Origin of the sequence: uncultured Nostoc sp., from assembly GCF_964247315.1 — a bacterium.
In the GTDB taxonomy this organism is placed as follows: domain Bacteria; phylum Cyanobacteriota; class Cyanobacteriia; order Cyanobacteriales; family Nostocaceae; genus Nostoc.
Genome location: NZ_CAXTTT010000039.1, coordinates 1 through 25,909, shown reverse-complemented (window position 1 = coordinate 25,909; position 25,909 = coordinate 1). Strand labels below are relative to the sequence as shown.

At 42.0% G+C, this 25,909-nt stretch carries 20 protein-coding genes; 12 read left to right on the top strand and 8 right to left on the bottom strand.

The annotated features are described in order from the left end of the window. Positions 1 to 151: 151 nt before the first annotated feature. The 6 genes from ACFE93_RS13865 to ssuD form a co-directional block, all read right to left on the bottom strand. Entirely contained in the window at positions 152 to 346 is a 195-nt protein-coding gene (locus tag ACFE93_RS13865; protein ID WP_375473834.1) for a hypothetical protein, read from the bottom strand. A gap of 261 nt (positions 347 to 607) precedes the next feature. After that, positions 608 to 1,558 carry a D-2-hydroxyacid dehydrogenase gene (locus ACFE93_RS13860; RefSeq protein WP_375473859.1) on the bottom strand — a complete coding sequence of 317 codons (951 nt, stop codon included), beginning with the start codon at positions 1,556 to 1,558 and terminating at the stop codon, positions 608 to 610. Between the two features lie 234 nt (positions 1,559 to 1,792). Then, positions 1,793 to 2,029: an NAD(P)-dependent oxidoreductase gene (locus ACFE93_RS13855; RefSeq protein ID WP_375473858.1), complete on the bottom strand. Its 237-nt coding sequence runs from the start codon at positions 2,027 to 2,029 to the stop codon at positions 1,793 to 1,795. Positions 2,030 to 2,521: 492 nt separating this feature from the next. Next, entirely contained in the window at positions 2,522 to 3,292 is a 771-nt protein-coding gene (locus tag ACFE93_RS13850) for an ATP-binding cassette domain-containing protein (RefSeq protein ID WP_375473833.1), read from the bottom strand. A gap of 141 nt (positions 3,293 to 3,433) precedes the next feature. Beyond that, on the bottom strand, positions 3,434 to 4,261 hold the full coding sequence (gene ssuC, locus ACFE93_RS13845) for an aliphatic sulfonate ABC transporter permease SsuC (protein ID WP_375473832.1): 828 nt from the start codon (positions 4,259 to 4,261) through the stop codon (positions 3,434 to 3,436). A gap of 99 nt (positions 4,262 to 4,360) precedes the next feature. Then, complete coding sequence (gene ssuD / locus ACFE93_RS13840) at positions 4,361 to 5,509, bottom strand: FMNH2-dependent alkanesulfonate monooxygenase (RefSeq protein WP_375473831.1); 1,149 nt, start codon at positions 5,507 to 5,509, stop codon at positions 4,361 to 4,363. Positions 5,510 to 6,176: 667 nt separating this feature from the next. Here ssuD and ACFE93_RS13835 point away from each other — a divergent pair. The 10 genes from ACFE93_RS13835 to ACFE93_RS13790 all read left to right on the top strand — a co-directional run bounded on the left by ACFE93_RS13835 (position 6,177) and on the right by ACFE93_RS13790 (position 19,303). Beyond that, a complete protein-coding gene (locus ACFE93_RS13835) occupies positions 6,177 to 6,887 on the top strand; it encodes a TVP38/TMEM64 family protein (protein WP_375473830.1) in 711 nt (236 codons plus the stop codon). Between the two features lie 107 nt (positions 6,888 to 6,994). Then, entirely contained in the window at positions 6,995 to 8,002 is a 1,008-nt protein-coding gene (locus ACFE93_RS13830; RefSeq protein WP_375473829.1) for a glycosyltransferase family 2 protein, read from the top strand. Between the two features lie 860 nt (positions 8,003 to 8,862). Then, a complete protein-coding gene (locus tag ACFE93_RS13825; RefSeq protein WP_375473828.1) occupies positions 8,863 to 10,695 on the top strand; it encodes an iron uptake porin in 1,833 nt (610 codons plus the stop codon). 597 nt (positions 10,696 to 11,292) lie between these two features. Beyond that, a complete protein-coding gene (locus ACFE93_RS13820) occupies positions 11,293 to 12,927 on the top strand; it encodes an FAD-dependent oxidoreductase (protein ID WP_375473827.1) in 1,635 nt (544 codons plus the stop codon). Next, complete coding sequence (locus ACFE93_RS13815) at positions 12,924 to 13,253, top strand: 4Fe-4S binding protein (protein ID WP_375473826.1); 330 nt, start codon at positions 12,924 to 12,926, stop codon at positions 13,251 to 13,253. The genes ACFE93_RS13820 and ACFE93_RS13815 overlap by 4 nt, the downstream gene beginning before the upstream one ends. A 19-nt stretch (positions 13,254 to 13,272) precedes the next feature. Beyond that, a complete protein-coding gene (locus ACFE93_RS13810) occupies positions 13,273 to 14,358 on the top strand; it encodes an acyl-CoA dehydrogenase family protein (protein ID WP_375473825.1) in 1,086 nt (361 codons plus the stop codon). Positions 14,359 to 14,444: 86 nt separating this feature from the next. Then, a complete protein-coding gene (locus ACFE93_RS13805) occupies positions 14,445 to 15,266 on the top strand; it encodes a class I SAM-dependent methyltransferase (RefSeq protein ID WP_375473824.1) in 822 nt (273 codons plus the stop codon). Positions 15,267 to 15,667: 401 nt separating this feature from the next. Further along, the gene (locus tag ACFE93_RS13800; protein WP_375473823.1) at positions 15,668 to 16,774 is read left to right on the top strand and encodes an aliphatic sulfonate ABC transporter substrate-binding protein; all 1,107 of its coding nucleotides are present in this window, start codon (positions 15,668 to 15,670) and stop codon (positions 16,772 to 16,774) included. Positions 16,775 to 16,810: 36 nt separating this feature from the next. Then, positions 16,811 to 17,674, top strand: a complete 864-nt coding sequence (locus tag ACFE93_RS13795; RefSeq protein WP_375473822.1) for a TauD/TfdA dioxygenase family protein — start codon at positions 16,811 to 16,813, stop codon at positions 17,672 to 17,674. 540 nt (positions 17,675 to 18,214) lie between these two features. Continuing rightward, the gene (locus ACFE93_RS13790) at positions 18,215 to 19,303 is read left to right on the top strand and encodes a sulfonate ABC transporter substrate-binding protein (RefSeq protein ID WP_375473821.1); all 1,089 of its coding nucleotides are present in this window, start codon (positions 18,215 to 18,217) and stop codon (positions 19,301 to 19,303) included. A gap of 41 nt (positions 19,304 to 19,344) precedes the next feature. On the opposite strand, the gene ACFE93_RS13785 is transcribed toward ACFE93_RS13790, so the two are convergent. Both ACFE93_RS13785 and ACFE93_RS13780 read right to left on the bottom strand, forming a co-directional pair. After that, a complete protein-coding gene (locus tag ACFE93_RS13785; RefSeq protein WP_375473820.1) occupies positions 19,345 to 22,383 on the bottom strand; it encodes a PAS domain S-box protein in 3,039 nt (1,012 codons plus the stop codon). A gap of 59 nt (positions 22,384 to 22,442) precedes the next feature. Then, positions 22,443 to 22,679 carry a helix-turn-helix domain-containing protein gene (locus ACFE93_RS13780; RefSeq protein ID WP_375473819.1) on the bottom strand — a complete coding sequence of 79 codons (237 nt, stop codon included), beginning with the start codon at positions 22,677 to 22,679 and terminating at the stop codon, positions 22,443 to 22,445. Positions 22,680 to 22,954: 275 nt separating this feature from the next. Here ACFE93_RS13780 and ACFE93_RS13775 point away from each other — a divergent pair, with 275 nt between their 5' ends. Together ACFE93_RS13775 and ACFE93_RS13770 are read left to right on the top strand one after the other, a co-directional pair. Next, entirely contained in the window at positions 22,955 to 23,239 is a 285-nt protein-coding gene (locus ACFE93_RS13775) for a hypothetical protein (RefSeq protein ID WP_375473818.1), read from the top strand. A 190-nt stretch (positions 23,240 to 23,429) separates the two neighbouring features. After that, positions 23,430 to 25,631 carry a CHASE2 domain-containing protein gene (locus ACFE93_RS13770; protein WP_375473817.1) on the top strand — a complete coding sequence of 734 codons (2,202 nt, stop codon included), beginning with the start codon at positions 23,430 to 23,432 and terminating at the stop codon, positions 25,629 to 25,631. Positions 25,632 to 25,909: the final 278 nt, after the last annotated feature.

Below are 25,909 nucleotides of genomic sequence, written 5' to 3'. Positions count from 1 at the left end.
ACGGATTAGGGACAAGCAGCAGTGAGCAAGGGGAAAGGAATCTTCCCCCATACTCAATGCTCAGTTCCCTTAAAATAATCAGGACTTTATTGAGTTGAGTTACTAATTAGAGCCAACGTAGTTAAACCTTGACTCGTTGTCGGAGTCAGCTTTACTCCCGATCAATTTTTTCGATATCATCAGGTGTACCACTGGCAGAAATTTTTGATGTGCCAGATTTGCCTGCACCTGAGTTGCCGCCAGAAGCGCCAGCACCCCCTGAGTGTTTAGAATCTGTGTTGCCTTGTTCTTCTTGAAGCTGTTCAACGCGGTTTTTTTCTTGAGCTTTATCTTTTTGGTCAGCCATATCTTATTTACATTTTTCGCATAGCGATCGCTATATACTCTATCATTTATCTTTATTCAAGCGACATAACGAGGCAAATGCTTTTGATTGAAGCTTCTGGAATACGTTGCGGGCAATAGCTCACTCTCTTTAAAACTAGCTTGTTGATTTTTGGGTTATGAGATTGCCCAAATCCCTTTGCACACATCGTAGTGCCTCAATATTTATGTGCGATCGCATCGTTATAGGAGCAATAATTAATTTTTTGGAATTTTGAATTGCTCAGTATCCTGCTTGTTTGTCTACGACATTCCGCAAGGGCTGACCAGTTTGGTAGCGTTTGAGATTGTCGATAAACAGTTGTGCTATGCGCTCTCTCAGGCGTGGCGACAAGGCTGAACAATGGGGTGTGATAAAAGCGTTCGGCAACGACCACAAGGGACTTTCTGGCGGCAGAGGTTCGGTTGCAACCGTATCTAATCCAGCACCCGCAATCCAGCCCTCACGTAGTGCGGTAAGCAATGCGGCTTCATCTACGATCGCACCACGAGCGATGTTAATTAGGTAAGCAGACTGACGCATAGAGCGCAACGCAGCTTCATCGATCAAGCCTTTAGTTTCTGGAGTAAGTGGTGTAGCAATAACTACATAGTCTGCTGCCGGCAAGAGCGATCGCCACTCATCAGCACCGACAACTTTGTCAAAATTCGGTAGGGGTTCGGGATGACGGCGACTACCCCAAACTATAACTCCAAAGGCTTTAGCACGAGATGCGATCGCTTGACCGATATTTCCTGTGCCGAGAATTAATAAAGTCGCGTCTACCAACTCTTCGAGAAACACTCCTCTTACCCAAGTGTGTTCATTCTGGAAAGTTTGTAATTTCCGCAGATTCTTGGCGTGATAAAGCATAAATGCCAGTACAAATTCCGAAATTGGAATTGCATGAACCCCTGCGCCATTGGTGAGGATAATGTCCTTTTGCAAAAAAGTTGGCGTGAGGATGTGATTCACGCCAGCACTTGGTGACTGTTGCCAACGCAGTGCGGGTGCTGCTGTCAATACTTTGTCAAGAGTAGAGGTTTTCAGGTAAAATCCATTGACATAAATCTCTGCATCACTGGCATCACCATCAAAATTACCTTCACTATCCACCTCCACGACATCTATATTAGATGGTAGGTGTGGTTCTATATCTGCAATGAGATGATCGGGTAAAATTAATTTCACAATTTGCTACTTCCTAATTCCATTTTCGATTTGGATTTTAGATTGTGCAACCCAAGTGGCAGCACCTCTTCATTTTTAATTTTTAATTGTTTAGTATCCTGCTTTTTTATCTACTACATTTCGTAACGGCTGACCAGCTTGGTAACGCTTTAGATAGTCGATAAATAGAGCTATTGAACGCTGTTTACTTTTGAGTGAATGACCGAAAGTATGAGGTACGCTCGAGATGTTAAGATGTTACCATAAAAAACTTTCTGGGGGTAAGGGTTCAAAGTTAACTGTATCGTCTAATCCTGCACGTTCAATCCAACCTTCTTTGAGCGCTTTTATTAATGCCGATTCATCGATTACGCCACCGCAAACAATATTAATTAAGTAGGCATGATTTAGGAGCGATGCCTTCGGCGGGCTACGCCAACGCAATACAGATTCATCAATAAATTCTCTACTTTCTGAAGTACATGGTGTTGCAATAACTACATGATTTACCCCTGCTAGGAGCGATGCCTACGGCGGTAAACTACGCCATTCATCAGCACCCACTACTTTATCAAAATTTGGTATTGGTATCTCTTGGGAATGACGGCGACTGCCAATAATTCTTAAACCGAAAGTTTAGCACAAGCGGCGATTTCTTGACCAATACCACCAGCGCCAATAATTAGCAAGGTTGCATCTATCAATTCTCGGATGCCAAAGCCTCTTTTCCAAGCACAAATTACGATCTTCTGGAATAATTTAGCTGTTCTTGTTTACTTTTTAAATACATAAATTCAAGATTGAAATATTGATTATTTAATTTATACGCCATTTTCTCTATTCCATATATTTGAAAGCCCAGTGATAAATAAAGTTGTTTTGCGAAGAAATTACTTTGAACAATATAAGGAAGTTTTAATCTCGATGTAGCCTATTTTACCGCAGCTACCTCAAGCATGATATTAATCAACTAACGAAAGCTAAATCTTAATTACTCAACTGCAACAATTGATTAGTTGGCTGAGTACTTTGATTGCTCATTACTCGTTCTAAAACTGCTTCTCTGATATTGATAAACACTTCGCTACTTCTATCCCGTGGACGTGAAAGTTTCACAGGCAAATCCATAGAAATTTTTCCTTGCTCAATCACTATCACTCGGTCTGCCAACGCCACAGCCTCTTCAACATCGTGAGTAACCAAAAATGCAGTAAATCTTCGTTCTTGCCATAAGTTTTCAATCAAAGCCTGCATCTCTAACCGAGTTAAAGCATCCAATGCTCCTAAAGGTTCATCTAGCAATAACAAACGGGGCTGACTGACTAACGCTCTGGCCAATGATACCCGTTGCCGTTGTCCTCCAGACAAAACATAAGGCCACTCATCAGCTCTATCTTTGAGTCCGACTTTATTGAGTGCCCATAAAGCTTTTTCACGCCAATTACCTTCTAAGCCCAACCCCACGTTTTGAACAACGCGCTTCCACGGCAGCAAGCGGGAATCTTGAAACATCACTGTTACAAAACGGCTGAGTCTATGCAGTGGTTCTCCATCCAGTAATATTCCACCTGAAGTTACTCTATCTAATCCTGACACCAGACGCAATAAGGTACTCTTTCCACAACCACTTCGTCCGACAATAGCGACAAACTCACCCGCTTCAACTTCCAAATTCAGCGAGTTTAAAACAGTTTTCTTGCCAAAAACCTTCGTCAAATCTAAAATACTTAGTTGTATACCCTGCACATTTGAACTCACTTGCAAAACCTCCTTTTTGAGAACAACTGAAATTTAATTAGTCTGATGAGACGTTCAAGAAAGCAAATCACACTCAAAATTAATAGAACTCAAAAGTTAAAATTAGGAATTTTAAACCTTTAATTCTGGTGAATTTAGCATTTAGGACTTTTGATAATTGGGGTTCCAAGCCAAGAATTTTGTTTCTAATCCTCTAGCAATAGAATCTGCTAATTTACCCAGCAGTGCATAGATTACAATACTCAAAACCACAACATCAGTTTGCATAAATTCACGGGCATTCATTGCCATATAACCAAGACCGGAATCTGCCGCGATCGTCTCTGCCACAATTAGTGTCAGCCACATAATCCCCAAGGAAAAACGGACACCAACGAGAATCGAAGACAAAGCTCCTGGAAAAATGATTTGCCACAGAAGTTGTGGTGTTTTTAATCCATACACTTTTCCCATTTCAATCAGTCCAGGGTCAACACTGCGAATACCATGAAATGTATTGATATATAACGGAAAAAATACCCCCATAGATACTAGAAATAATCTAGCTTGATCGCCAATACCAAACCAGAGAATCACTAGCGGAATTAGTGCCAAATTAGGGATAGTACGGAGCATTTGCAAGGAACTATCCAGTAACTTTTCTGCTACACGGGAAAAGCCATTAAGTAGTCCTAAACCAAACCCAATACTGCCACCAACTATAAAACCAGATATCGCCCGTCCAGCACTAATTCCTATATGTTGGAACAGTTCTCCAGTGGAGCCTAGTTTAATCGCTGTAGCAATTACACCACTAGGTGCTGGTAAAATCCTGCTTGAAAGTAGGCCAGTTCTAGAAGCAAGTTCCCAAAGAATTAATACGGTAACAGGCACAATCCAAGGAACTATTTTCTCGATTTGCGGGTTGTCTAACACCTCGCTCAGGGATATATTATTTTTACTTTTGGTGCTTTTAAAGGTAATAGTCATGGAATTTGGGATTTTAGATTGTTCCAAAGGATGAATCTAGAAGTATCACCAACATAATTAGTAATTTGGTCTTTAATTACAAATCACTAATTACGTTGGTTATGAAGCACTCGTTAATTGTTTTGCAAATTTTTCATTGGCGACGATTTCGCCAACAGAACTCAAAATTGGTGGCGTTAAAGGTGCTGATTCGCTTTGCAAAGGTAGGCGGGGAAATAATAATTCAGCGGTGCGATACGCTTCTTCTAAATGAGGATATCCAGAGAAAACGAATGTTTCTATGCCCAAATTGTGATATTCCAGCATCCTAGCGGCAACGGTGTCAGGATCTCCAACTAAGGCCGTACCAGCACCACCCCGCACCAATCCAATTCCTGTCCACAGGTTGGGGCTAATCTCTAAGGCTTCTCGACTACCACTATGTAGTTGACTCATGCGCTGCTGTCCTTCAGAATCAGAATGAGCTAAGTCTTTCTGAGCTTTAGCGATCGCATCGTCATTGACATACTTAATTAGCTCATTGGCAGCATCCCAAGCAGCTGACTCGGTTTCTCGCACAATTACATGCAAGCGAATCCCAAAACGGACTGTTCTACCTTGTTCCGCTGCCAATTTCCTAACTTCGGCAATCTTTTGGGCAACTTGTTGTGGAGGTTCACCCCAAGTCAGGTAAACATCTATATGTTTAGCAGCAACCCGCTTGGCAGCAGCAGATGAACCACCAAACCACAAAGGTGGATAGGGTTGTTGAACTGGTGGGAATAGGAGCTTACCACCTTTAATATCCAGGTAGTTTCCTTTAAAATCGACTGTTTCCCCGCTAACGATACCCCGCCAAACTGTGAGAAATTCATCGGTTAAATCATAGCGATCGTCATGACTAAGATGCAAGCCATCCCCAGCCAGTTGCAGAGGATCTCCACCTGTGACTACATTAATTAACAATCTTCCTTTAGAAATTCGGTCAAATGTTGCTGCCATCCGTGCAGCAGCACCTGGGGAAGTAATTCCCGGACGAATTGCTACGAGAAATTTCATCTGCTTGCTGACAGATATGAAAGCAGCGGCAGTTATCCAAGCATCTTCACAAGAACTCCCAGTAGGTAACAATGCGCCCGTGTAACCTAAATTATCCACAGCTTGGGCAATTTGTTGTAAATAATCAGGTGTGACAACACGAGAGCCAATATCTGTGCCTAAATAGCGTCCGTCATGAGATCCAGTAGGAATAAACCAAAGAATTTGCATTTGTGTCAGGCAGGGTATTAAGGATAAATTTCTACGGTAGCTCGACCGAATTACCGTATTTTATAGTCAGCATTTTACAGGAAATTATTTAAAACGCCAGTATAGATTAACGATTCATAAAGAAAACTGCCTACAAAATTGACGTTATTACGCACAATCCCGACAATCATGACACTTTTGTTGCAACAATGGCTGTCGTGAAGAATACAAGTTTTGTGTCAATTACCCAACATTTTTGCGACTTGAAAGTGTTCGCTTCCGGTTTCATCGACAGAAGCCTTGCAGGCAGTAGGCAGGAGGCAGGAAGGGAGGTAGAAACTCTTTATGTCTGATTTTAAGTCCTACACTTTGTACCTTATCTACTTCAGGACTTACGCAAAAATTGCCAAAAAGCTTAATTTATCGAACCGCCAAGTCGCCAACTCTTGGAGAGGCTCCGCCAACGCGAAGCGTCTCGTTAGAGAAGAACGCCAAGGATTCGTAGAGTGTGCGTAAGTCCTATACTTGAAAACTCCTGTATTTCTTCTAGTACAATGTGGTCACACTACGAATTTATCAAAATTAATGTGTCAGAGTACTAGTTTCCAGAACCAAAGTTTTCAAGAATGAATTAAAGGGAAAATTTAAGAAAGATGGGTTGGGTTACAAAAAAAGTAGGATTATTCTAGTGTGGAACTTGAAAGCTGGTATTTTACTACTCACACTGAGTTGTATCATTGCAACTGGTATAGCAGTATATCTTCTTGGCGGCATTGAACCATCACAAATCCAAGCCTTGCTGAAATCTTCTGGTATCTGGGCACCCATTATTTATATTGCTTTATACGTTGTGGCAACTATGTTAGTTTTGCCTTCAACGGTGCTTAATTTGACTGGAGGTGCAATTTTTGGGCCTTGGCTGGGTACTGTCTGGACTAGTGTTGGAGCTATCATTGCGGCGATAATTGCCTTTGTTTTTACTCGGACTATTGGACGCCAAACAGTTGCAAAACGATTAGCAGGACGCTGGCAAGCTATGGATGCTGAGGTGCGACGTGGAGGGCTTTTTTATATGTTTGCCATCCGATTAGTACCGATCATGCCCTATGGTTTGGTCAACTTTGTTGCTGGACTAACTTCGATCGGTTTTAAAGATTATGTTCTCGGTACAACGCTTGGTACTGTTCCTAGTGTCTTACCTTTTGTACTACTAGGTAGTTCTGGTCTGAAGGCAGTGAATACAGGCGATTTTTTGCCGTTAATACTTGCATTAGGCTTAACTGGAACGCTGGTAGCAGGGTCTACTTGGTATCGCCATCGTCGGACTTTTCCCAAAAAAGCTGTAGAAAGTCTTAAAGGATCAGACTCTTCAGATAACATCAATCCGAAGAATAAATAAATTATGGGGATGAAACTTGAGTCTTGCTAGGTATACTGACAACCAAACCTTTACGATCGCAAGCAGTCTGTTAGCTTGGCTGTTCAAAAATTAAACCATATTTCTAGATGTTACCAAAGTATTCATTCATTGTTCCAATTTATAACGAAGAAGAAATTATTCCAGAACTATACCGCAGACTGAGTGCAGTAATGAATCGGATGGATGGGCTTGTCGAATTAATTTTAATCAATGATGGTAGCCGCGATCGCTCCCTACAATTACTACAAGAGCTTCATCAAAAAGACCCACGCATTTGCTATCTGAGTTTTGCTCGTAACTTTGGTCATCAAATTGCAGTTACTGCTGGTCTCAATTTTGTCCGGGGTCAAGTTATCGTCATCCTTGATGCCGATCTTCAAGATCCACCAGAACTAATTCCTGATATGGTTGAAAAATGGCGACAGGGCTATCAGGTCGTTTACGCTCAACGCACTCAACGCCTTAACGAAGGATGGTTTAAGCGTTTTACTGCCTATTTCTTTTATCGCATCCTCAAAAAGCTTGCAGATGTAGAGATTCCTACTGATACTGGTGATTTTTGTCTAATGGATCGGCAGATCGTAGATATTCTCAATTCTATGCCAGAACGCACCCGCTATATTCGTGGACTGCGTTCTTGGGTTGGCTTTCAGCAAACAGCAATTCGGTTCGAGCGCAATCCCCGCTTTGCTGGGGAAGTTAAATATACTTTTAGCAAATCCTTAGCTCTTGCCATCAATGGTTTAGTGTCCTTTTCAATAGTGCCACTGCGGTTATCAACTTACTTAGGGTTAGTAGCAGCGGCCGCCGCTATCTTCATGGCTTTATTAGTATTGTATTGGCGTCTTTTTGTCCCCCATTCGCCTTTAACCGGGTTTACGATTATTTTGATGGCAATTTTCTTCCTCGGATCTGTGCAGTTAGTCAGTGTTGGCATCTTAGGCGAGTATATAGGGCGCATCTACGAAGAAGTTAAAGCTAGGCCCCTCTATACTTTGGCAGAGGTAGGTGGTTTTTATCGCAAATCCTCTAACTCAACAAGTAATTCTGACAAACTAGATAATTTAGAAGATCCTAAAAAGCCCTCACCCTAAATCCCTCTCCCAATCTTGGGAGAGGGACTTTGATAGGACTTACGCAATAACTCTCTGAAAGCTTATTCCTTTGTGTGCTTTGTGTCCTTCTCTAACGAGACGCTGCGCGTAGCTTGCTTCTCCGTAGGAGTATGCGGTTCGTTTTTTCATAATTTTGCGTAAGTCCTGTTTGAAATTGGTTCCCCTTTTCCCAAAATTGGAAGAAGGGGTTGGGGGATGTAGCAAGATCCCGCAGGGTGGGCGAATTTTGCATTTGTACAAAAGGTCTATTCGTCTTTCCCAACTGACTATTTCCGACGATGTCTACGACGGGCTACGCCTACGCAGTTGCTGGAATTGACTTAGCCAAGAATTTTGACATATTTTCGCCTCATGGAAAAGTACTAGGTCTTGCATTGTACCAAGCTCTATGCAAAGATAATCCTAACAATATACGGTAAGTCGATAGAACTATCGTACTTATACAACAATTGATGCTGTCAAAATCTAGCTGATTACAAAATAGCGTTTTCAACTAATGTTAATTGGCAAATAATCACTTGAATCGAAATCAAGCTTTCGTCAATGTCAGTAGCCATTGATGAACTTTGTACAGCATAACTAAAAAAACGGACTTTAGGATGTCTCAGAAGTATCAGTTCATATAGTGTGTGGTTGAGTTCCCCTTAAAAGTAGAGATTAACTACTTAGTACTAGTTTCGATATTTAACAGAATTTTGCACTTTTTTCAGCGGCTAAAGCTTTGGTGAATCTATGTTCTAATTGTCTTTTTAGAAATATTAGAACAATGATTTATCTTGGTTCTATTGCCCAATGAGGAGCTAATTTATTCATCTTTAAGGTTGAGGAGTTCAGGAGTCATGTCGAATTTTCGCTGGAATTATAGATCCATAGTGTTTCTACTTTTGTTGCTAGATATTCTAGCTATCCTAGTTTTTTATCCAGCCAAAAGTCAGGCTGAACTACCTAAATCTGATGTATCTCCGACTGAAGTAGAACAAAACAAAGCGCCAGAAGCAGTTGTTAATCAAACAGTAGACACTTCTGCACCAGTCACTCTTAAAAAAGCTCCAAACGCTTTTCAAGATCGAGTGACACCTGTCTCGCAATTGTTGCAAGTTGCACCGCCAGCTAACAAAAAAGCTCCAAATAATGCAGCAGGACAAACAACATCCGTCTCGCAACTATCAGATATTAAGCCGACAGATTGGGCATTTCAAGCATTACAGTCTTTAGTTGAGCGCTACGGTGTAATTGCAGGATATACAGATGGTACATTTAAAGGCGATCGCTCCCTAACGCGCTATGAATTTGCAGCTGGGTTAAATGCAGCTTTAGATCGCCTCAATGAACTAATAGCGACTTCGACAACAGATTTAGTCAAACGCGAAGACTTGGATACCATCAAAAAACTACAAGAACAATTTTCTCCAGAACTCGCTCAACTTCGGGGACGCTTAGATAGCTTGGAAGTACGAAATGCGAAGTTAGAATCAACTCAGTTTACGACCACAACCAAACTTATAGGTCGCTCTCAGATTGTCCTTGGCGAAGTTATAGCAGGCAATAACGTCGTTAGAAAGACACCAGCACCTCACAATGTCACACTTCAAGGCTCAACTTCTTTACGGTTAAACACCAGTTTTAACGGTAAAGATTCACTAGGGATAACAATAGGAGGTGGAAATATTGAATCATTGGGACAAGCACCACCTACTCCGCTAAATCCAACAGGTGGATTATTGGGAACTTATGAGGGAAGAACTGCTGATAACTCCAGTATTACTTTTCCACGCAATACTATTATTCTCAGTGGTGTTCGCTATCGGTTTCTACCTTTTCCAAATACCCAAGTCAACATTTATCCCTTGTCTGACGGAGCTAGTGAGATAGGTCTTTCTGGTCCGGTTAACCCATATTTTGAATCGTCTTCTGCGACTGGTGCTAATGGGATTTCACGATTTTCAAGGCGGTCTTTGGTCTATAACTATGGAGATAGCGGCCCCGGAATTGCCATACTCCAGGGATTAGGCAAACAGGTTCAATTCGGGATAGCGTACAGCGCACCAAACGGTAACAATGCCACAGCTAATAATGGCTTATTTACAGGCAGATATTTAGCTTTAGCACAGTTAATATACTACTCCGGTAATAGGAATTTTCGGGTAGCTGCAACTTACGTTAATACCTATAGTCCACCAAATACCATAGGTTTTAGCGGAACAAATTTCGGCCCAGCAGTCGGGAGTAACCTGGTAAACAGCACTGTGCCTGGAGTAGCAACTCTAGGCAACCTTTATGGCCTACAGGCGTTCTATCAAGTTAATTCCAAGTTGGCAATCAATGCGTGGGTAAGTTATGGGGTACACCGTTATTTAGGACGCGGAGATGCTGAAGCTATGGATTGGGCCGTAGGACTGGCATTCCCGGATCTTTTTAGTGAAGGTGCTTTAGGGGGGGTTTTAGTTGGTATGGAGCCAAAACTTATCAGTCTTAGTAATAATATAAATTTGGGAAAAGGTCTAGGACAAGCGGACAGAGATCTTTCTCTGCACGTTGAGGCATTCTACCAATATAAAATCGGAGATCATATTGAGGTTACGCCAGGTTTGATCTGGATTACTGCACCTGATTCGGATGCCAGCAATCCTGATAGTTTATTTGCTTGGGTTCGTACTGTCTTTAGGTTTTAACCGAATGGCACTCCCCGGACTGAATAAAGATTTGCTTACATTTGTTTAATTAAAAGTCCGGGAATTCTTGAGTCTTAAAGGAGCGATCGCTCTTAACCCACAAAGAGACACGTTAAAAACAAAGCCCAATCCAATTTTGCGTCTTTACTTATCCAGACAAAACTGTTTATCTGCCTCCTGCCCAGTGGTGTCAACTTAACGTAAAAATCAGTCTAGACATAGCTTTGAGAGATTGTCTTGTTGTCTCGTTCCCAGTGTCTGACTCACGGCAGAGCCGCAATGACAAGCATTTCCAGCCAGAGGCTGGAAACAAGGTTTGAAAAGGAGTTTTAGCTTAAGTTGACACCCATGCCTCCTGCCTCACCCCAACAAAGTTGATTTTACATAAATTTACCTTTGAAGTTGTTTGGTAAAATGCTTGCTTTTTGTCGAAAACTGTGAAAAACTCTATTATATTCATAAACTACGGTTTATCGATCAAGGTAAAGTATTTTATGGAATCAAGCTAGTGAGAACCTGTATTAAAAGATTGCAATTTCTAGATTTTTAAATATTTATTTTGCACTTAAGACTTTATAAATGGGGGGGAAATGGTAGATGCTGAAGACGTTAACAAACGATTTTGAACTCGACTTAGAAGCAGATGTGCTTGTAATTGGAGGTGGGCCAGCTGGAACTTGGGCGGCATGGAGTGCTGCATCAAATGGAGCTAAGGCGATCCTTGTAGATAAAGGGTATTGCGGCACAACTGGATGCGCTGCTGCATCTGGAAATGGTGTGTGGTATGTGCCACCCGATCCAGAAGCACGGGAAACAGCAAAGGCGAGTCGGGAATCGTTGGGTGGGTTTTTAGCCGATCGCAATTGGATGGATCGAGTACTGAATCAGACCTATATCAACGTTAATCAGTTAGCAGAGTGGGGTTATCCCTTCCCTACTGACGATGAAGGTAAACCCTATCGGCGATCGCTGCAAGGGCCGGAGTATATGCGGCTGATGCGACGGCAAATTCAACGTGCTAGAGTCAAGATTTTAGACAACAGCCCCGCCTTAGAATTACTGGTAGATGACGATGGTGGTGTTGGTGGTGTTGCTGGTGCAACAGGTGTAAATCGTCAGACTGGTGAGAAATGGATAGTGCGATCGCAGTCCACAATTATCGCAACTGGTGGCTGTGCATTTCTCAGCAAAGCGTTAGGATGCAACGTCCTGACAGGGGATGGTTATCTGATGGCGGCAGAAGCAGGAGCCGAGATGTCGGGTATGGAATTTTCTAATGCTTACGGCATCTCTCCCGCCTTTTCTTCAGTCACCAAAACCCTGTTTTATAATTGGGCAACTTTTACCTACGAAGACGGTACTGTGATTCCGGGGGCAAGTTCTCATAGACGTTCAGTAATAGCCCAGACATTACTGCAACAGCCAGTTTACGCCATCATAGACAAAGCCGCAGAATCGATGCGGCCATCTATGCGTTTAGCACAACCCAACTTCTTTTTACCCTTTGACCGTGCAGGTATCGATCCATTTACTCAACGTTTCCCTGTGACTCTGCGCCTAGAAGGAACTGTGCGCGGTACGGGAGGAATTCGGATTGTAGATGAGAGTTGTGCCAGTTCTGTACGAGGACTCTATGCGGCTGGAGATGCTGCCACACGGGAACTGATTTGTGGCGGATTTACTGGTGGTGGTAGTCACAACGCGGCTTGGGCAATATCTTCTGGCTATTGGTCGGGGAAATCAGCTGCCGAATATAGCCGCAGTTTGGGGGAACACAAAACTCAACGCCATGTTAAGGGTGTTGGAGAGGTAGGATTACAGAGTGGGAGCGATCGCTCTCAAACTTTGGCAACTGATGAAATTATTCAAGCAGTCCAAGCCGAAGTATTCCCTTACGAAAAGAACTATTTCCGTACAGAACAAGGCTTAACCGAGTCTTTGAGTAAGCTAAATCATCTTTGGCAAGAACTCCGCAGTAGCCAGGTAACATCAGATAAAGAGCTAATCCGGGCGCGAGAAGTTACAGCAATGGTAGCCACAGCGCGATGGATGTATAGCAGTGCCATTGAACGTAAAGAAACTCGTGGGATGCACAAACATCAAGACTATCCAGAACTTGATGCTAACCAGCAACATCACCTGATTAGTGGCGGATTAGATCGAGTCTGGGTGAAGAGTCAGCCTTTACAGAGTACAGAAAAGTCTTTATCTAAAATAGGAGCAGCAGTGTGATTGAGTTGGTCAGCGAGTCGCGGTGCATAAAATGTAATATCTGCGTGAATATTTGTCCAACCAACGTGTTTGAAAAAGTAGCTGATGCGCCGCCAACCATTGCCCGACAGAGTGACTGCCAAACCTGTTATATGTGCGAATTATATTGTCCAGTTGATGCTCTTTATGTAGCACCAGAAAGCGATGTGACGACTTCAGTCAACGAGGCAGAATTGGCAGAAGTTGGGCTACTGGGTAGTTACCGGGAAAACATCGGTTGGGGACACAAACGTACACCAACAGCAAAAGCCGATCAAACATTCCAAATCCTGAAGCAGATGAAATAGTACGGCGGAGAAAATAGTCATGCTGTCGTTCAAAGTAGTAACAGGTTCTATCAGTAAAAATAAATTTACCTCCAGATTATCAACCTCGGTGGCTTGTATTCTACTGCTACCAACTACAGCATGTAGCCAAAGTGAAACTAAATCTGCTCAATCTATTGAGGCTGTTAATGTCAATAACACTGTTGCTGCATCTAATAACATTTCTACCTTACGAATAGGTTATGTAGGTAGTTCAGAACCGACAGGGGCACTTGGTTGGGCAAAAAAAAAGGGAATATTAGAGCGTGATCTGCAAAAAGTGGGATTTCAAAACATTACTTTTGCAAGGTTTCCTAACGGGCCGGATCTAAATGAGGCGCTTGTTGCAGGACAATTAGACGTTGGTTCTTTAGGCGATACACCAGCCATAATTCTGAGAGCAAGGGGTCAGCAAACCCGACTGCTGCGGATCAGTCAATTTAATACAACCGCCTGGTTAGTGGCGAAAAAGAATGGGCCGCGATCGCTTGCTGAACTTAAGGGTCAAAATAATGTTCTAGTAAAAAAAGATGAGATTTTGGGGTCAGCAAATCCCCCTAATAGCGCCTTCTCAACTTTTCTTGGCATTATTGCCCAGCTAACAAAAACCAACGTTTATCTGGGAATTACTAAAGGAGCCTTCGCCGCCGCTCGTGAATATACTAAAACTACTACTAAACCGTGGATTACATCAGGAGTAGATAATGCTACTCAAGATCCATATATTCTGCATCATTACGGTGATTTTTGGGTGGAAATTCAAGCTGCGATCGCTTTAGCTGACCAAGCAGCCGAAAAGGTGCAAACAGCATGGGACAAGGATGTAAACCTCACTCATCAAGAAAGGGGAGAAGTTGCGATTGTAGTTTCCGCAGCCAAAGCATTAGCAACCCGTGTAGGTATAGATATTACCAACCGCATCTTTGAAGTTACAGGAAGCCGTGCTACAGCAACCAAATATGGGTTTGACCGTTACTGGCGAGATTTGCGAACCTTTACCCTGCACGATCCCGTGGACTACAAATTGCGAGCGATCGGCGATTGGGTACTTAACGAGCAGCTACCCGTTATCACGCAATATTCTTAGGGCATAGGTTATTTCTTTCTCCACCTTTATTCCCAAAAACGTGATGAATCGCGTCTCTACTCACCAATCTAAAATCCAAAATTGATATGACTCAACTAAAAACACTTCCTACTTATGACCGAAGTTTATTTGAGGGAGCTGCAGAGGGCTACGCTCAATATAGAACCAAATACCCACCGGTTGTATTCGACAAACTAGCCGAAATATTTAATCTCAATGGTCAAGGACGACTCCTTGATTTAGGTACTGGCCCAGGATTAATTTCCATTCCTCTACGAACTAGATTTGAAGAAGTTGTGGCAATCGATCCCGATCCCGACATGATTGCAGAAGCTAAACGGCAAGCAGCAGCAGTCGGAGCAAATAATATTACTTGGTTAGAACAAGGAGCAGAGTTAATCGACTCTAGTTTAGGGACATTTAAATTAGCCACTATCGGTAGAGCGTTTCACTGGATGGAACGCGAACTAGTACTTGAACGCCTTGATGAATTGCTTACTGATGATGGTGGGTTAGCACTGCTTCAAACTGGTGATAATCCTTGGGAAAGCAATTTACCTTGGAAACAAGCTGCTGTTGGAGTAGTGAAAAAATGGTTAGGTGAAGAACGCCGAACTGGCTTACGAGGACAAGGCACTCGTAAGCCAGTCGATCCTACCCATGATGTCGTCATTGGCAATTCGGCTTTTGTTCGTCAAGAAACCTATGAAGTGCCATTTGAAAAATCTTGGACTGTCGATAGCTATCTCGGCTATTTATACACTACAGCTTTCTCTCTGAAAATTTTCTATGGTGATAATGCTCCAGCATTTGAAAAGGATCTTAGAGAAGCGCTACTAGCAGTTGAGCCGTCTGGACATTTTACAGAAGAAGTCAAAGCTACAATCCTAGTCGCTTGGAAGCACTAGTGCCGCAAGGCGGAAGTCAAAAGTCAAAATGAATACAGCATAAATGTTTTATTGATTTGGAATGGGTGGTTTATTTACGCCGTGTTGTACTAGCAAAATTGCACGCAAATAAAACAGAGTTCCATTCACAAATTTCAATCTTCCACTAGCATGACATTGAAGTGGGTCTTTCTCACTCCACTTCCTAAATTTTTGCCTCCTAACTATTAAATTCTCAGTTCCTCGAGTCGTTTTGGGGTGGGTATAACCCACCTATTTCTTAATTTCATATATAAAGCTTTTAGATTAAAAATAATTTATTTTAATCATTAGATAAACTAATAAAAAAGATTTTTTGTTTTTTACATAGCAATTAATCATTACTGTTTTAGCCACTTAGAGGAAAATCAATAAAACAACCCATGCCAGCTTTAAAAGGAAAGTTTGAATTCAGAAAAAGCCCGAAAACAACACGTCGGTCTTTATTATTTGCTTTGGGTTACTGCTTAATGCTATCGACGACCCTATCAAGTTGTGGTGAAGCCAAAAATAACACTCAACAGTCAGCAACTTCCCCTGAGTCAGTAGTTTCATCTAATACTACAGAGAAGTCAACTGAGAAACAAGTAGTACGGATTGTACGTTCAAAACAACTTACCGCTTTAGCAGTTTTAGAAAAACAGGGTTCCTTAGAAAAGCGATTAGAGCCTCTGGGTTTTAAAGTGCAGTGGGCTGAGTTTGCGGCTGGGCCACAACAGTTAGAAGCCCTAAATGCAAATGGATTAGATATTGCATCTACAGCCGAATCACCTCCTGTATTTTCCCAAGCAGCAGGAGCGCCCCTTGTTTATCTAGCTACTACACACCCTAGTGGTAAAACTATTTCACTTTTAGTTCCTGTAAATTCTCCGATTAAAACTGTTAGGGATTTGAAGGGTAAAAAAGTGGCTTTTCAGAAAGCTTCCATTGGTCACTACCTATTAGTTAAAGCATTAGAAGATGCAGGGTTGAAACTGAGCGATGTCCAATCAGTTTTTTTAGCACCGGCAGATGCAAATGCGGCATTCAGTCAAAATAAGGTGGATGCTTGGTATATTTGGGAACCATTTGGTACTAGAAATGTACAAAATAAAATCGCTCGTGTTTTAGCAGATGGCGGGAAGTTGAGGGATACGGGCAACTTTTACTCAACCTCACGCCAATTTTATCAGGCTCATCCTGATGTAATCAAAGTGTTTTTAGAGGAGCTAGAAAAGACAGAAATCTGGACTAAGGATCATCCCAAAGAAGTAGCACAACTGCTTGCTCCTGTAACTCAGCTAGATCCGCCGACTCTAGAAATAATGCATAAGAAATATGACTATGGGCTGCTACCAATCACTGAGAAAACTATTACCAAGCAACAGGAAGTTGCAGATAAGTGGTACAGCCTCGGACTTATCCCCAAGAAAGTGAATGTTAGAGACGGGTTTTTAACGCCTGAAGAGTACGCCAAAATTACTCCCTCTGACGTTTTAGCGAATAAGTAATTATCTGAAGAAAAAATTAAAGCACCAAAGAATATTATGCCTACCTCGACTTTGACAAAGGTTAAAATTAGGTCTATTGATGCCCCTTTGGGAGCCATAGTTACTGATATTGATGCCAGTCAAGCGATCCCACCTGAAGTGATATTACAACTTAAGCAAGCACTGCGCGATCGCCACATCTTAATCTTCAAAGACCAAAAGCTCTCCGATCAAGAACTTTTGAACTTTTCTCTATACTTTGGCGCACTCTTTGTACCATCTGATGAAACTCCAGTATTGGCTTCTAAACCAGGAGAAACTCCGGTGGTGATTCCGATTTCCAATGTTGATGGTGGCTACACCGGTACTGGAGAATTAACTTTTCATTCCGATCATAAATGGACTCCTACCCCATCTAGTGGTTCACTTCTTTATGCTTTGGAAATTCCTTCTCAAGGTGGAGATACTTATTGGTTAAATACCAATTTGGCATATCAAACATTAGATGAAGGCACCAAAGAACGGATTGCAGATTTACAGTTAATTACCTACAACCCATTTTTGCGAGATCGGAATGCACCCCGCTCTTTGTATCGTTTAGACAAGAGTATTCCTTTAATCAGTCCGATCTTTCCCCATCCTTTAGTTAGAACACATCCAGAGAGTGGTAAAAAGCATCTTTACTTAGATGCTGCTACAGAAGTGGAAATTGTCGGGTTAGAGCCAGAAGAAGGATCTAAACTGATTGAACAGTTGAGGCAACATCTGAATCAACCCAAATTCTACTACCAACACAAATGGTCTGTAGGCGATATTGTCTACTGGGATAATCAAGCTACCTTACATTACCGCCAAGCATTCAATCCGAATGAGCGACGAGTATTAAAGCGGGTTAGCCTTGCAGGTAGTCGTCCCTTTTAGGATTTATAGCTCAGAAGATTAAGCTAAGTAGGTAGGCGTAATTAAACATAAGATAAAACTTCACCCTCAATCACTCTCCGAACTCACAAAGAGGGAAGCCGGAGGCAGGGTGAGGTTTTACATTTAATTTTACCCATTTATTTAATGGGCGTTTAAATATACATTTTATTGGTCAATAGTCAAGAGTTATTCTGGACTATTGACCAATAAAACTTGTCTGAAGATTGTACTCTATGCTTGTAAATCAAAAATAGTAAAAAATATTTTTTGTTTCAAAACAAGTGTTAATGAATACTTTATTTGCAGACCAAAATTGATACACTTTAGACTGAAATTGATAGTTGTTAGCAATTATTAAAAACGCTACAACGAAAATTATTAAATTTAACTAAAAAATATTATGAGGCTTTTAAAATATTTGCAAAGGCTAAATTTGCCTAGCAATAAACCTCTACAATCAAAACTCAAAAATACCAAGAAAGTAAGTGAGTATAGCTTAAATATTAAACCTATAGAAGCCAAATATAAAATTGTGCAAAAATGTTTAAAAGTTTATTGAAACCTAAGACAACAGTCATCAGTAAATTTGCCTTGTTTACAATACCTGGTTTTCTAGCTTTATCTACTACTTTAATCAGTTGTACGTCAACTGTATCTAACACAAATACAGGAACTGAGCCTAAGATAGAACCAGCAGGGGCTAAAACTATAACTTTTAAAACAAAGTTATTGCGAATAGGGTATCAAAGCTCTGGTGATTTAGTTAGAGTCAGAGGAGTTTTAGAAAAACGTTTGGAGCCTTTGGGCTTGAAAGTAGAGTGGTCACAATTTGCTCAAGGGCCACAACTGATGGAAGCGATGAATGTGGGCAAAATTGATATTGGCTCAGTTGGAGAAACGCCTCCGATTTTTGCCCAAGCTGCGGGTGCAAAAATTATCTATTTGGCTGGTAGAAGACTTGGCCCTAATTCTAGTAAAGGTAGTGCGATCGCAGTTCCTAAAAATTCTCCAATTAAAACTTTAGCTCAAATTAAAGGTCAAAAAGTGGTCTTTCAAAAAGGTTCGGCTTCTCACTATTTTATTATCAAAGCCTTAGAAGAAGCGAATCTAAAATATAGTGATATTAAAGTTCTGAGTATGCCCAATGTTGAAGCCCGTGGTGCATTTATTCAGGGAACTATTCCAGTTTGGGTAACTGGCGATCCTCATTTAGCTTTGGTAGAAAAACTCTACGGTGCCCGTGTATTGCGAGATGCTACAAATATTGGCACTCCAGGCGGATATTACATAGGAACACGTCAGTTTGCTAAAGAAAATCCTGAATTAATTCGCATCATCTTAGAAGAAATTGATAAAAATGGTCAATGGGCAGAAGCGAATCGTAAAGAAGTAGCCAAACTTATAGCACCTGTACTCAAAATTGATTTACCTATTCAAGAAATAATTTCTAGTCGTGCTACTTACCGACTCAGAGGAATCACTCCAAAACTAATCCAAAGTCAACAAAGTGTTGCTGATTTGTTTTATAAGGAAAAAATCTTACCCAAAAAGATTGATATTAAAGAAGCACTACTAACACCTCAAGAATATGCAGCTATCACTCCCGAAACACTCATCAGTGAAAAATAAATATTGAGTTGGGGATTGGCGGTAAATAGGTAGAAGCAAGTTTATTCAGCGATTAAGTTAGCGATCGCATCTACTAACTCGCTTGGCTCTACTGGTTTGGCAATATGCTTGTTAAATCCGGCTCTTAGTACCTGTTGAGCGTTCATTTCTCCAGCATAGGCGGTAAGTGCGATCGCTCGAATTTGCCCTCCCTGCTCTGGTGGCAGTGTTCTCAACTGTCGCATAAACATACATCCATCCACTTCTGGCATCCCAATATCGCTTAAAAGTATATCTGGCAAGGATTGGGCTAAAGTAGCTAGGGCTTCATTTGGTGATGTTACTGCTGTCACATTTGCCCCATACTGCTCTAGTAAGAAGACAATAAATTCTCGCGTATCTGTATCATCATCCACTACTAAAATTTTCACACCATTCAAATTTGAGGATGGCTCTGAGTCGCTACTGTCTTGTTTAATCTCTAATTGATTTTGGATTAACGGTAGTCTTACAGTAAAAGTTGCCCCCCGATCTTCGCCCTCACTTTCTACCTGGACTGTGCCGCCATGCAGTTCGACTAAGTGACGGACGATCGCTAATCCTAACCCCAATCCACCAAATTTTCTGGTGGTGCTGCTGTTCTCTTGGCGAAAATATTCAAACACGTAAGGCAGAAAATTCGGGTCGATGCCTTTCCCTGTGTCGCTGACTTGAATGATTGCTGAGTTGGAATTTGACTTAGAACATGATGATAGTAGAATATCAACCCGTCCGCCCTCTGGTGTAAACTTAACTGCATTTGAGAGCAGGTTCCAAACGATTTGCTGCAATCGGTTGGAGTCTCCCAAAACTTGTCCCAAATTTGGTTCCAGGCTGATGTGCATCTCAATTGATTTCGCTTCTGCCGATAGCCGCACTGTCTCCATTGCTGCGGAAATCACAGACGTCAGATCGACTGGGTAGATATTCAAGCTGATTTTACCTTGTAAAATCCGGGAGATATCCAGTAAGTCTTCAATCAGTTGAGCCTGTAACTTGGCATTGCGCTCAATAGTCTTCAGCGCTTGAGGAATTGTCTTTTCATCAAGTTTTTTGGTTTGGAGTAGCTTTGACCAACCTAAAATTGGATTGAGTGGCGATCGCAATTCATGAGAAAGTACTGCCAGAAACTCGTCTTTAATCCGGTTGGCGTTTTCTGCTGCCTTCCGGGCAGTTTGCTCTGCCTCGTATAAACGGGCACGTTCCATCGCTTGAGCGCACTGCTGTGCTAGTGCCAGCATAAAGGCTCGATCGTCTTGATTAAACTTCTGAATTTCAGTAAAAGCTAGAGACATTCCCCCGATAGCTCGTCCCTCGATGATCAATGGAATCGAAATCCAAGCGCCATAGTTGTACTGGGCGTATTCCTGAGCCAGATTTGAGTAAGGAGCCATCTTTGTTTCGGTTGGCTCTTGCCAAATAGGTTGCTTAATTCTTACTGCTTCTGCCAGTGGCGCGGGTGCATTAATCGAGAATCGACGCGATGAATCGACTATTTCTTGTTGATCGCCAACAGTTCGGACAATTTCTAATTCAGTGCCGTTTTTAGTCAGTAGTGCGACAAAAACAAAGCTAGCTCCCAAAGCTGCTATACCTTGCTCCACAATTACTTCAGCGACTTGTGTCGGAGTTAAAGATTCAGAAAGGGCAGCAGTAATGGTTTGCAGACGGGTAGTGCGAGATACTGCGCGTAAAGCTGCCTGTTGAGATTGCTGTGCTTCTCTATAGAGTCGGGCATTATCAACAGCGATCGCCGCCCGGCCAGCCAACTCCTCAGCTAACATCAGGCTTTTGGTATCGTAGCGACGACCTGAGGAAGATACCAAAGTCATAACTCCCAACACCTGTCCCCGAAGGATTAGCGGTACACTCATACCAGATGTCGGATTTAGTTCTTGCAATATTTTCAAGTGACTAGCGTTGTGGCTTAACCCTTGGATCTGTTGATCAGAAATCAAATGAATAATTTGTGATTTGCCTGTCTGTATTACCTCAGCAACACCTGCTGTTTGTGCCAAATCAGGCGGATAATTTTGTAACTGTTCTACCAATTCTTGTTTCTCTGGATTGGCATGGGCTGCTGCAACCCGACGGAGTAATTGATTGTCACTAATGATATCAACTAAGCACCAATCAGCGATTTCCGGCACAGCCAAACGTGCTAAACCTGCTAAGGTCGTCTCGTAGTCCAATGATGCAGCCAAAATCCCACTAGCCTCAGCCAGAAAACGCTGCTCTTCTTCCACCTGCTTGCGCTTAGTAATATTTCGCGAAGACGCCTGCATCTCTAAAATTTTTTGAGTTTGGCGATCGCGAATCGCTCGAACAGTTGCTTCCAACCAGATATAATGTCCCTTTTGATGACGCGCACGGTGAGTAATGGTATAAATATCTGGTAAATCGCCATTGACTGGGTAATTTCTCGCAATCTCTACCAAATCGTCAGGGTGAACTAACTCATGGCTAGGATGACCGACTAATTCCTCTGGTTGATATCCCAGGACTGTGTAGCAAGCTGGTGAAACGTAGAGAAGAATTCCATCGACTGTATGGCGGGAAATAATATCAGTTGAATTCTCAGCTAGCAGCCGAAAACGCGCTTCACTCTCGCGCAGTTTGGCCTCAGCCTGCTTGCGTTCGGTAATATCGACGCACATTCCCACCCATTCGCGGATTTCGCCTGTTTCGTCGAGTATGGGCACACCGCGTATATTCATATAACGGTATTCGCCGTCATGCCGCAGAACACGATACTCAGCAACTGCAACGCTGCGTGTAGGAAATACCTGTTTCCAAATTTCCACTATCGAGGCACGATCTTCTGGGTGCAGTGCCCCAACCCAACCCCATCCTTTATATTGTTCGGGATTTTGCCCTGTGAACGCCTGCCAAGTTGGAATATCATCAACAACGTTGCCCCAAGGTGCTGCCCTCCAGACAATGGATGCGCTTGCCTCTGCTAGTGAACGGTAACGTGCTTCACTATCGCGCAGCGCAGTTTGCTGTTCGCTCAAATATTGCTGCAATTCAGTAACCTCTTGAGCTTTCAGGTTCTCACTCATTTTAAAAGTATTTGGCTAAAAGCGACTCACCGGGTTCTGCCATCTGCTGTAGTAGTTCTTTAATTTGTTTCATCGCCAGTGGCTAAAAGCGACTCACCGGGTTCTCTCATCTGCTGTAATAGTTCTTTAATTTGTTTCATCGCCAGTAGTGAAGGTTGTGTACGTCCGTTTTTCCATCGGTTTATAGTTTGGAATGAAACCCTTAACACGGTTGCCAGTTTTACCTGTGTAAATTTGAGGCACTGCCAAGTCTCACGAACCAATTGTGCAATCCTTGGCTGTTCGATCGCTGGCATAAGCTAAATATATTTTGATTTTTCTAATGCAATATAGCAGATGCTATAACTCTAACTGCACCTATCTAGGGTTATAGAGGTTGTCAATAAGAGGCAGAGGAGCAAGATAATATAGGGGAAAGAAGACTGCTTACAAGGGGCAAGGCTTGTACCGAAAATCATTTTTCTCCTCTGCCCATCTGCTTTATTGTAAGTTGGTGATTATGTACTACATCAACGATCGTGCAAGCTATTTAAGCTAGTAATAGAATTGTTTCAATTCAGGGGATAAGAATATGAAGGTTTGGCTTGCCTGCTTTTTAGTGCTGTTTGCCTTAGCGGAACTGTTTGACTGGTTGCAAGAATTTAATCTGCCATTACCTATCTATATTTTGGGTGGTGCTTTTTTAGCTGTTGCTTCTAACTATGATAGAATTGTTGGCTCCTATTTTGCTGATTCAAGCATGGAAGCATCGCTTGAACAACCCCAGTTAGATTCACTAACTCCATCTACTAATCCGATTTCTTTCCCAATTACCAGTCCTGTTGAAGATGTTCAAACATCTCAAACAGATGATTAGCAGTTGTCTGATTCTATAGTTGACACTGGGCGTAAGCTTGCTTTCAAAGTAAGAATACGTCAAAGTCTCTAACTAGCAAGTAAATTACTACATTAATAAAAGCTTAGGTTAACTAGCTTTTAACCTAGATTCCGAAAATTGACTTCTGCGCCTACAACATCTACCCAATTCAGGCTACCGCCTCAACGCCGTGATTAGTGGACTATTAGAAAAACTCCGCGTACCTTTTGTCAAAGTTCAGGATTCCCGTGAAACTTCTAAGAGCAAAAGCTGGCTGCAAATTATTTTTGTTACCAGTATAGGAGTCACCGCCTTTATCTGGGGAGTTCGGGAACTCAAATGGTTACAGCCTTGGGAGTTAAGAGTTTATGACCAGATGTTGCGATCGCGGAAAGCAGAAGCACCCGATCGGCGGATTTTGCTAGTAAAAATTACTGATAAGGATCTCAAACGAGAGAAATGGCCCATATCAGATCGGACAATCAATCAGCTATTAAAGAAAATAGAGTCTTATCAACCGCGAATTGTTGGTTTATATCTTTTCCGACCAGAAGACAATAATTTGGCGGCTAATCTCCAAAATCAAGATAACATTGTCACTACCTGTTTGTTCAGCAGCTTGGGTAGAGATGAAATTCCCCCACCGCCAAATGTCCCTATAGATAATGTTGGGTTTAGCGATGTGGTTGCTGACAATGAAAACGACCAAATTCTCCGCCGTACTTTATTATTTGCTAACTCTACAGACAATAAATGTACAACATCATTTGCATTTGGTGCATTAATTGCAATTGATTATCTGGAAAAACAAGGTATTAAATATGATTTCACTAAAAAAGGAGATTTTCTGTTAGGTAAAACCCTATTTGTGCGTTTACAACCTAATTCCGGTGGCTACCAACATCTGGAGGCAGATGGCTATCAAATATTATTAAATTACCGTTACCCCAACAACCTTGCCGACCAAGTAACCCTCACAGATGTTCTTAACGGTCGAGTCAACCCCAGTTTATTCAAAGACCGTCTAGTAATTATTGGCACTACAGCAGCTAATCTCCCCCCAGGTGGCTTTTATACCCCCTACAGCGCTTTACCAGATCAACCAGCCAGAATGCCTGCTCTGTTTATTCATGCACAGATAGCAAGTCAAATCATCAGCACAGTGTTGGATGGGCGACCTTTGATTTGGTATTGGCCCGACTGGGCGGAACTTATTTGGGTATGGGGCTGGTCGCTATTAGGTGGTGTTTTAGCATTGCGGTGCCAAAATCCACTGCTTTTGCTAGTAGTAGTAGGGATGACTTTACTTGGCTTAGTAGTAATCTGCGTTGCTTTGTTTTTGCAAGCTGGATGGGTGCCGTTAATCCCTGCTGCTCTTGCTTTAGTTATTAGTAGTATCTGTGTAATTGCTTATACTAGCTACCAAAATCAACGGCAAACTCAGGTGATTATTCTGCAAGTTGAAAAACAACAAGAAGCGATCGCCCAATTAAATGTACTCTTAGAAGATAAAACAGCACTTCCCGATTCCTCTGTTGACTTTCTTCCCCCAATTGATTCACCAGAAATAAAATCAGGTGATTTGCTTTTGAGTGGACGCTACAAAATCTCTCAAACTCTCGGTGCTGGTGGATTTGGTCGGGCTTATTTAGCACAGGATACTCAACGACCGGGTAATCCTACTTGTGTAGTTAAAAAGTTAATGCCAGCCCGTCAAGATACACGATTTTTGCAAGTCGCTCGCAGGTTGTTTCATAGTGAAGCTGAAATTTTAGAAACTTTGGGTAAACATCATCAGATTCCCGAACTACTTGCTTATTTTGAAGATAACCAAGAATTTTATTTAATTCAACAATATATTGAGGGACATACCCTCAGTGAAGAATTACCACCCGTACAAAATGTGCAAAACGAATCATTTGTGATGGAAATGCTCAAACAAGTTTTAGAAGTTCTAGAATTTATTCATCAACATCGAGTGATTCATCGCGATCTCAAACCGACTAATATTATTAGATGCGCTCAAGATGATCGGCTGGTATTGATTGACTTTGGTGCTGTGAAATTGATGCAACCACCGAGTAGTGAGCAAACAGAATTAGCGACAGTAGCTATTGGGACGCGGGGTTATGCACCTCCAGAACAATTTGCCGGTCATCCCCGTTTATGCAGTGACATTTATGCTTTAGGAATGATTGCTATTCAAGCCATAACTGGGATACTACCGCAAGAACTCCACCCAGAGCCAGAAACAGGGAATGTGATGTGGCGACAAACGGTGCAAGTGAGTGAAGAATTAGCAGCAATTTTAGATAAAATGGTTTGCTATCATTTTAGCGATCGCTATCAATCAGCCGCCGCAGTTTTACAAGATTTGAAACGTATGCTGTAGCCCTGGCGATTAGAAATCGCGGCTGGACTATAATTAATTACACAATGTCATTGCGAACGCAGCAAAGCGTTATGAAGCAATCGCAAAGGCTGGGATTGCTTCTCTTCTCTACCAAAGGCTGCACCAATGAGACGCTTTGCAAACGCTACGCTCGCAATAACTGTAAATATTTTTGTTTATCTATATTATAAGCTGACAATGCGATTGTATCGACTAACAATGCGATTGTATCGGCTAACAATGCGATTGTATCGACTAACAATGCGATTGTATCGACT

Coding starts and splice junctions, on each gene's coding strand:
- ACFE93_RS13865 (WP_375473834.1), bottom strand. CDS start 346: ATGGCTGACCAAAAAGATAAAGCTCAAGAAAAAAACCGCGTTGAACAG.
- ssuC (WP_375473832.1), bottom strand. CDS start 4,261: ATGACTATTACCTTTAAAAGCACCAAAAGTAAAAATAATATATCCCTG.
- ssuD (WP_375473831.1), bottom strand. CDS start 5,509: ATGCAAATTCTTTGGTTTATTCCTACTGGATCTCATGACGGACGCTAT.
- ACFE93_RS13830 (WP_375473829.1), top strand. CDS start 6,995: ATGTTACCAAAGTATTCATTCATTGTTCCAATTTATAACGAAGAAGAA.
- ACFE93_RS13825 (WP_375473828.1), top strand. CDS start 8,863: ATGTCGAATTTTCGCTGGAATTATAGATCCATAGTGTTTCTACTTTTG.
- ACFE93_RS13820 (WP_375473827.1), top strand. CDS start 11,293: ATGCTGAAGACGTTAACAAACGATTTTGAACTCGACTTAGAAGCAGAT.
- ACFE93_RS13810 (WP_375473825.1), top strand. CDS start 13,273: ATGCTGTCGTTCAAAGTAGTAACAGGTTCTATCAGTAAAAATAAATTT.
- ACFE93_RS13805 (WP_375473824.1), top strand. CDS start 14,445: ATGACTCAACTAAAAACACTTCCTACTTATGACCGAAGTTTATTTGAG.
- ACFE93_RS13800 (WP_375473823.1), top strand. CDS start 15,668: ATGCCAGCTTTAAAAGGAAAGTTTGAATTCAGAAAAAGCCCGAAAACA.
- ACFE93_RS13795 (WP_375473822.1), top strand. CDS start 16,811: ATGCCTACCTCGACTTTGACAAAGGTTAAAATTAGGTCTATTGATGCC.
- ACFE93_RS13790 (WP_375473821.1), top strand. CDS start 18,215: ATGTTTAAAAGTTTATTGAAACCTAAGACAACAGTCATCAGTAAATTT.
- ACFE93_RS13785 (WP_375473820.1), bottom strand. CDS start 22,383: ATGAGTGAGAACCTGAAAGCTCAAGAGGTTACTGAATTGCAGCAATAT.
- ACFE93_RS13780 (WP_375473819.1), bottom strand. CDS start 22,679: ATGCCAGCGATCGAACAGCCAAGGATTGCACAATTGGTTCGTGAGACT.
- ACFE93_RS13775 (WP_375473818.1), top strand. CDS start 22,955: ATGAAGGTTTGGCTTGCCTGCTTTTTAGTGCTGTTTGCCTTAGCGGAA.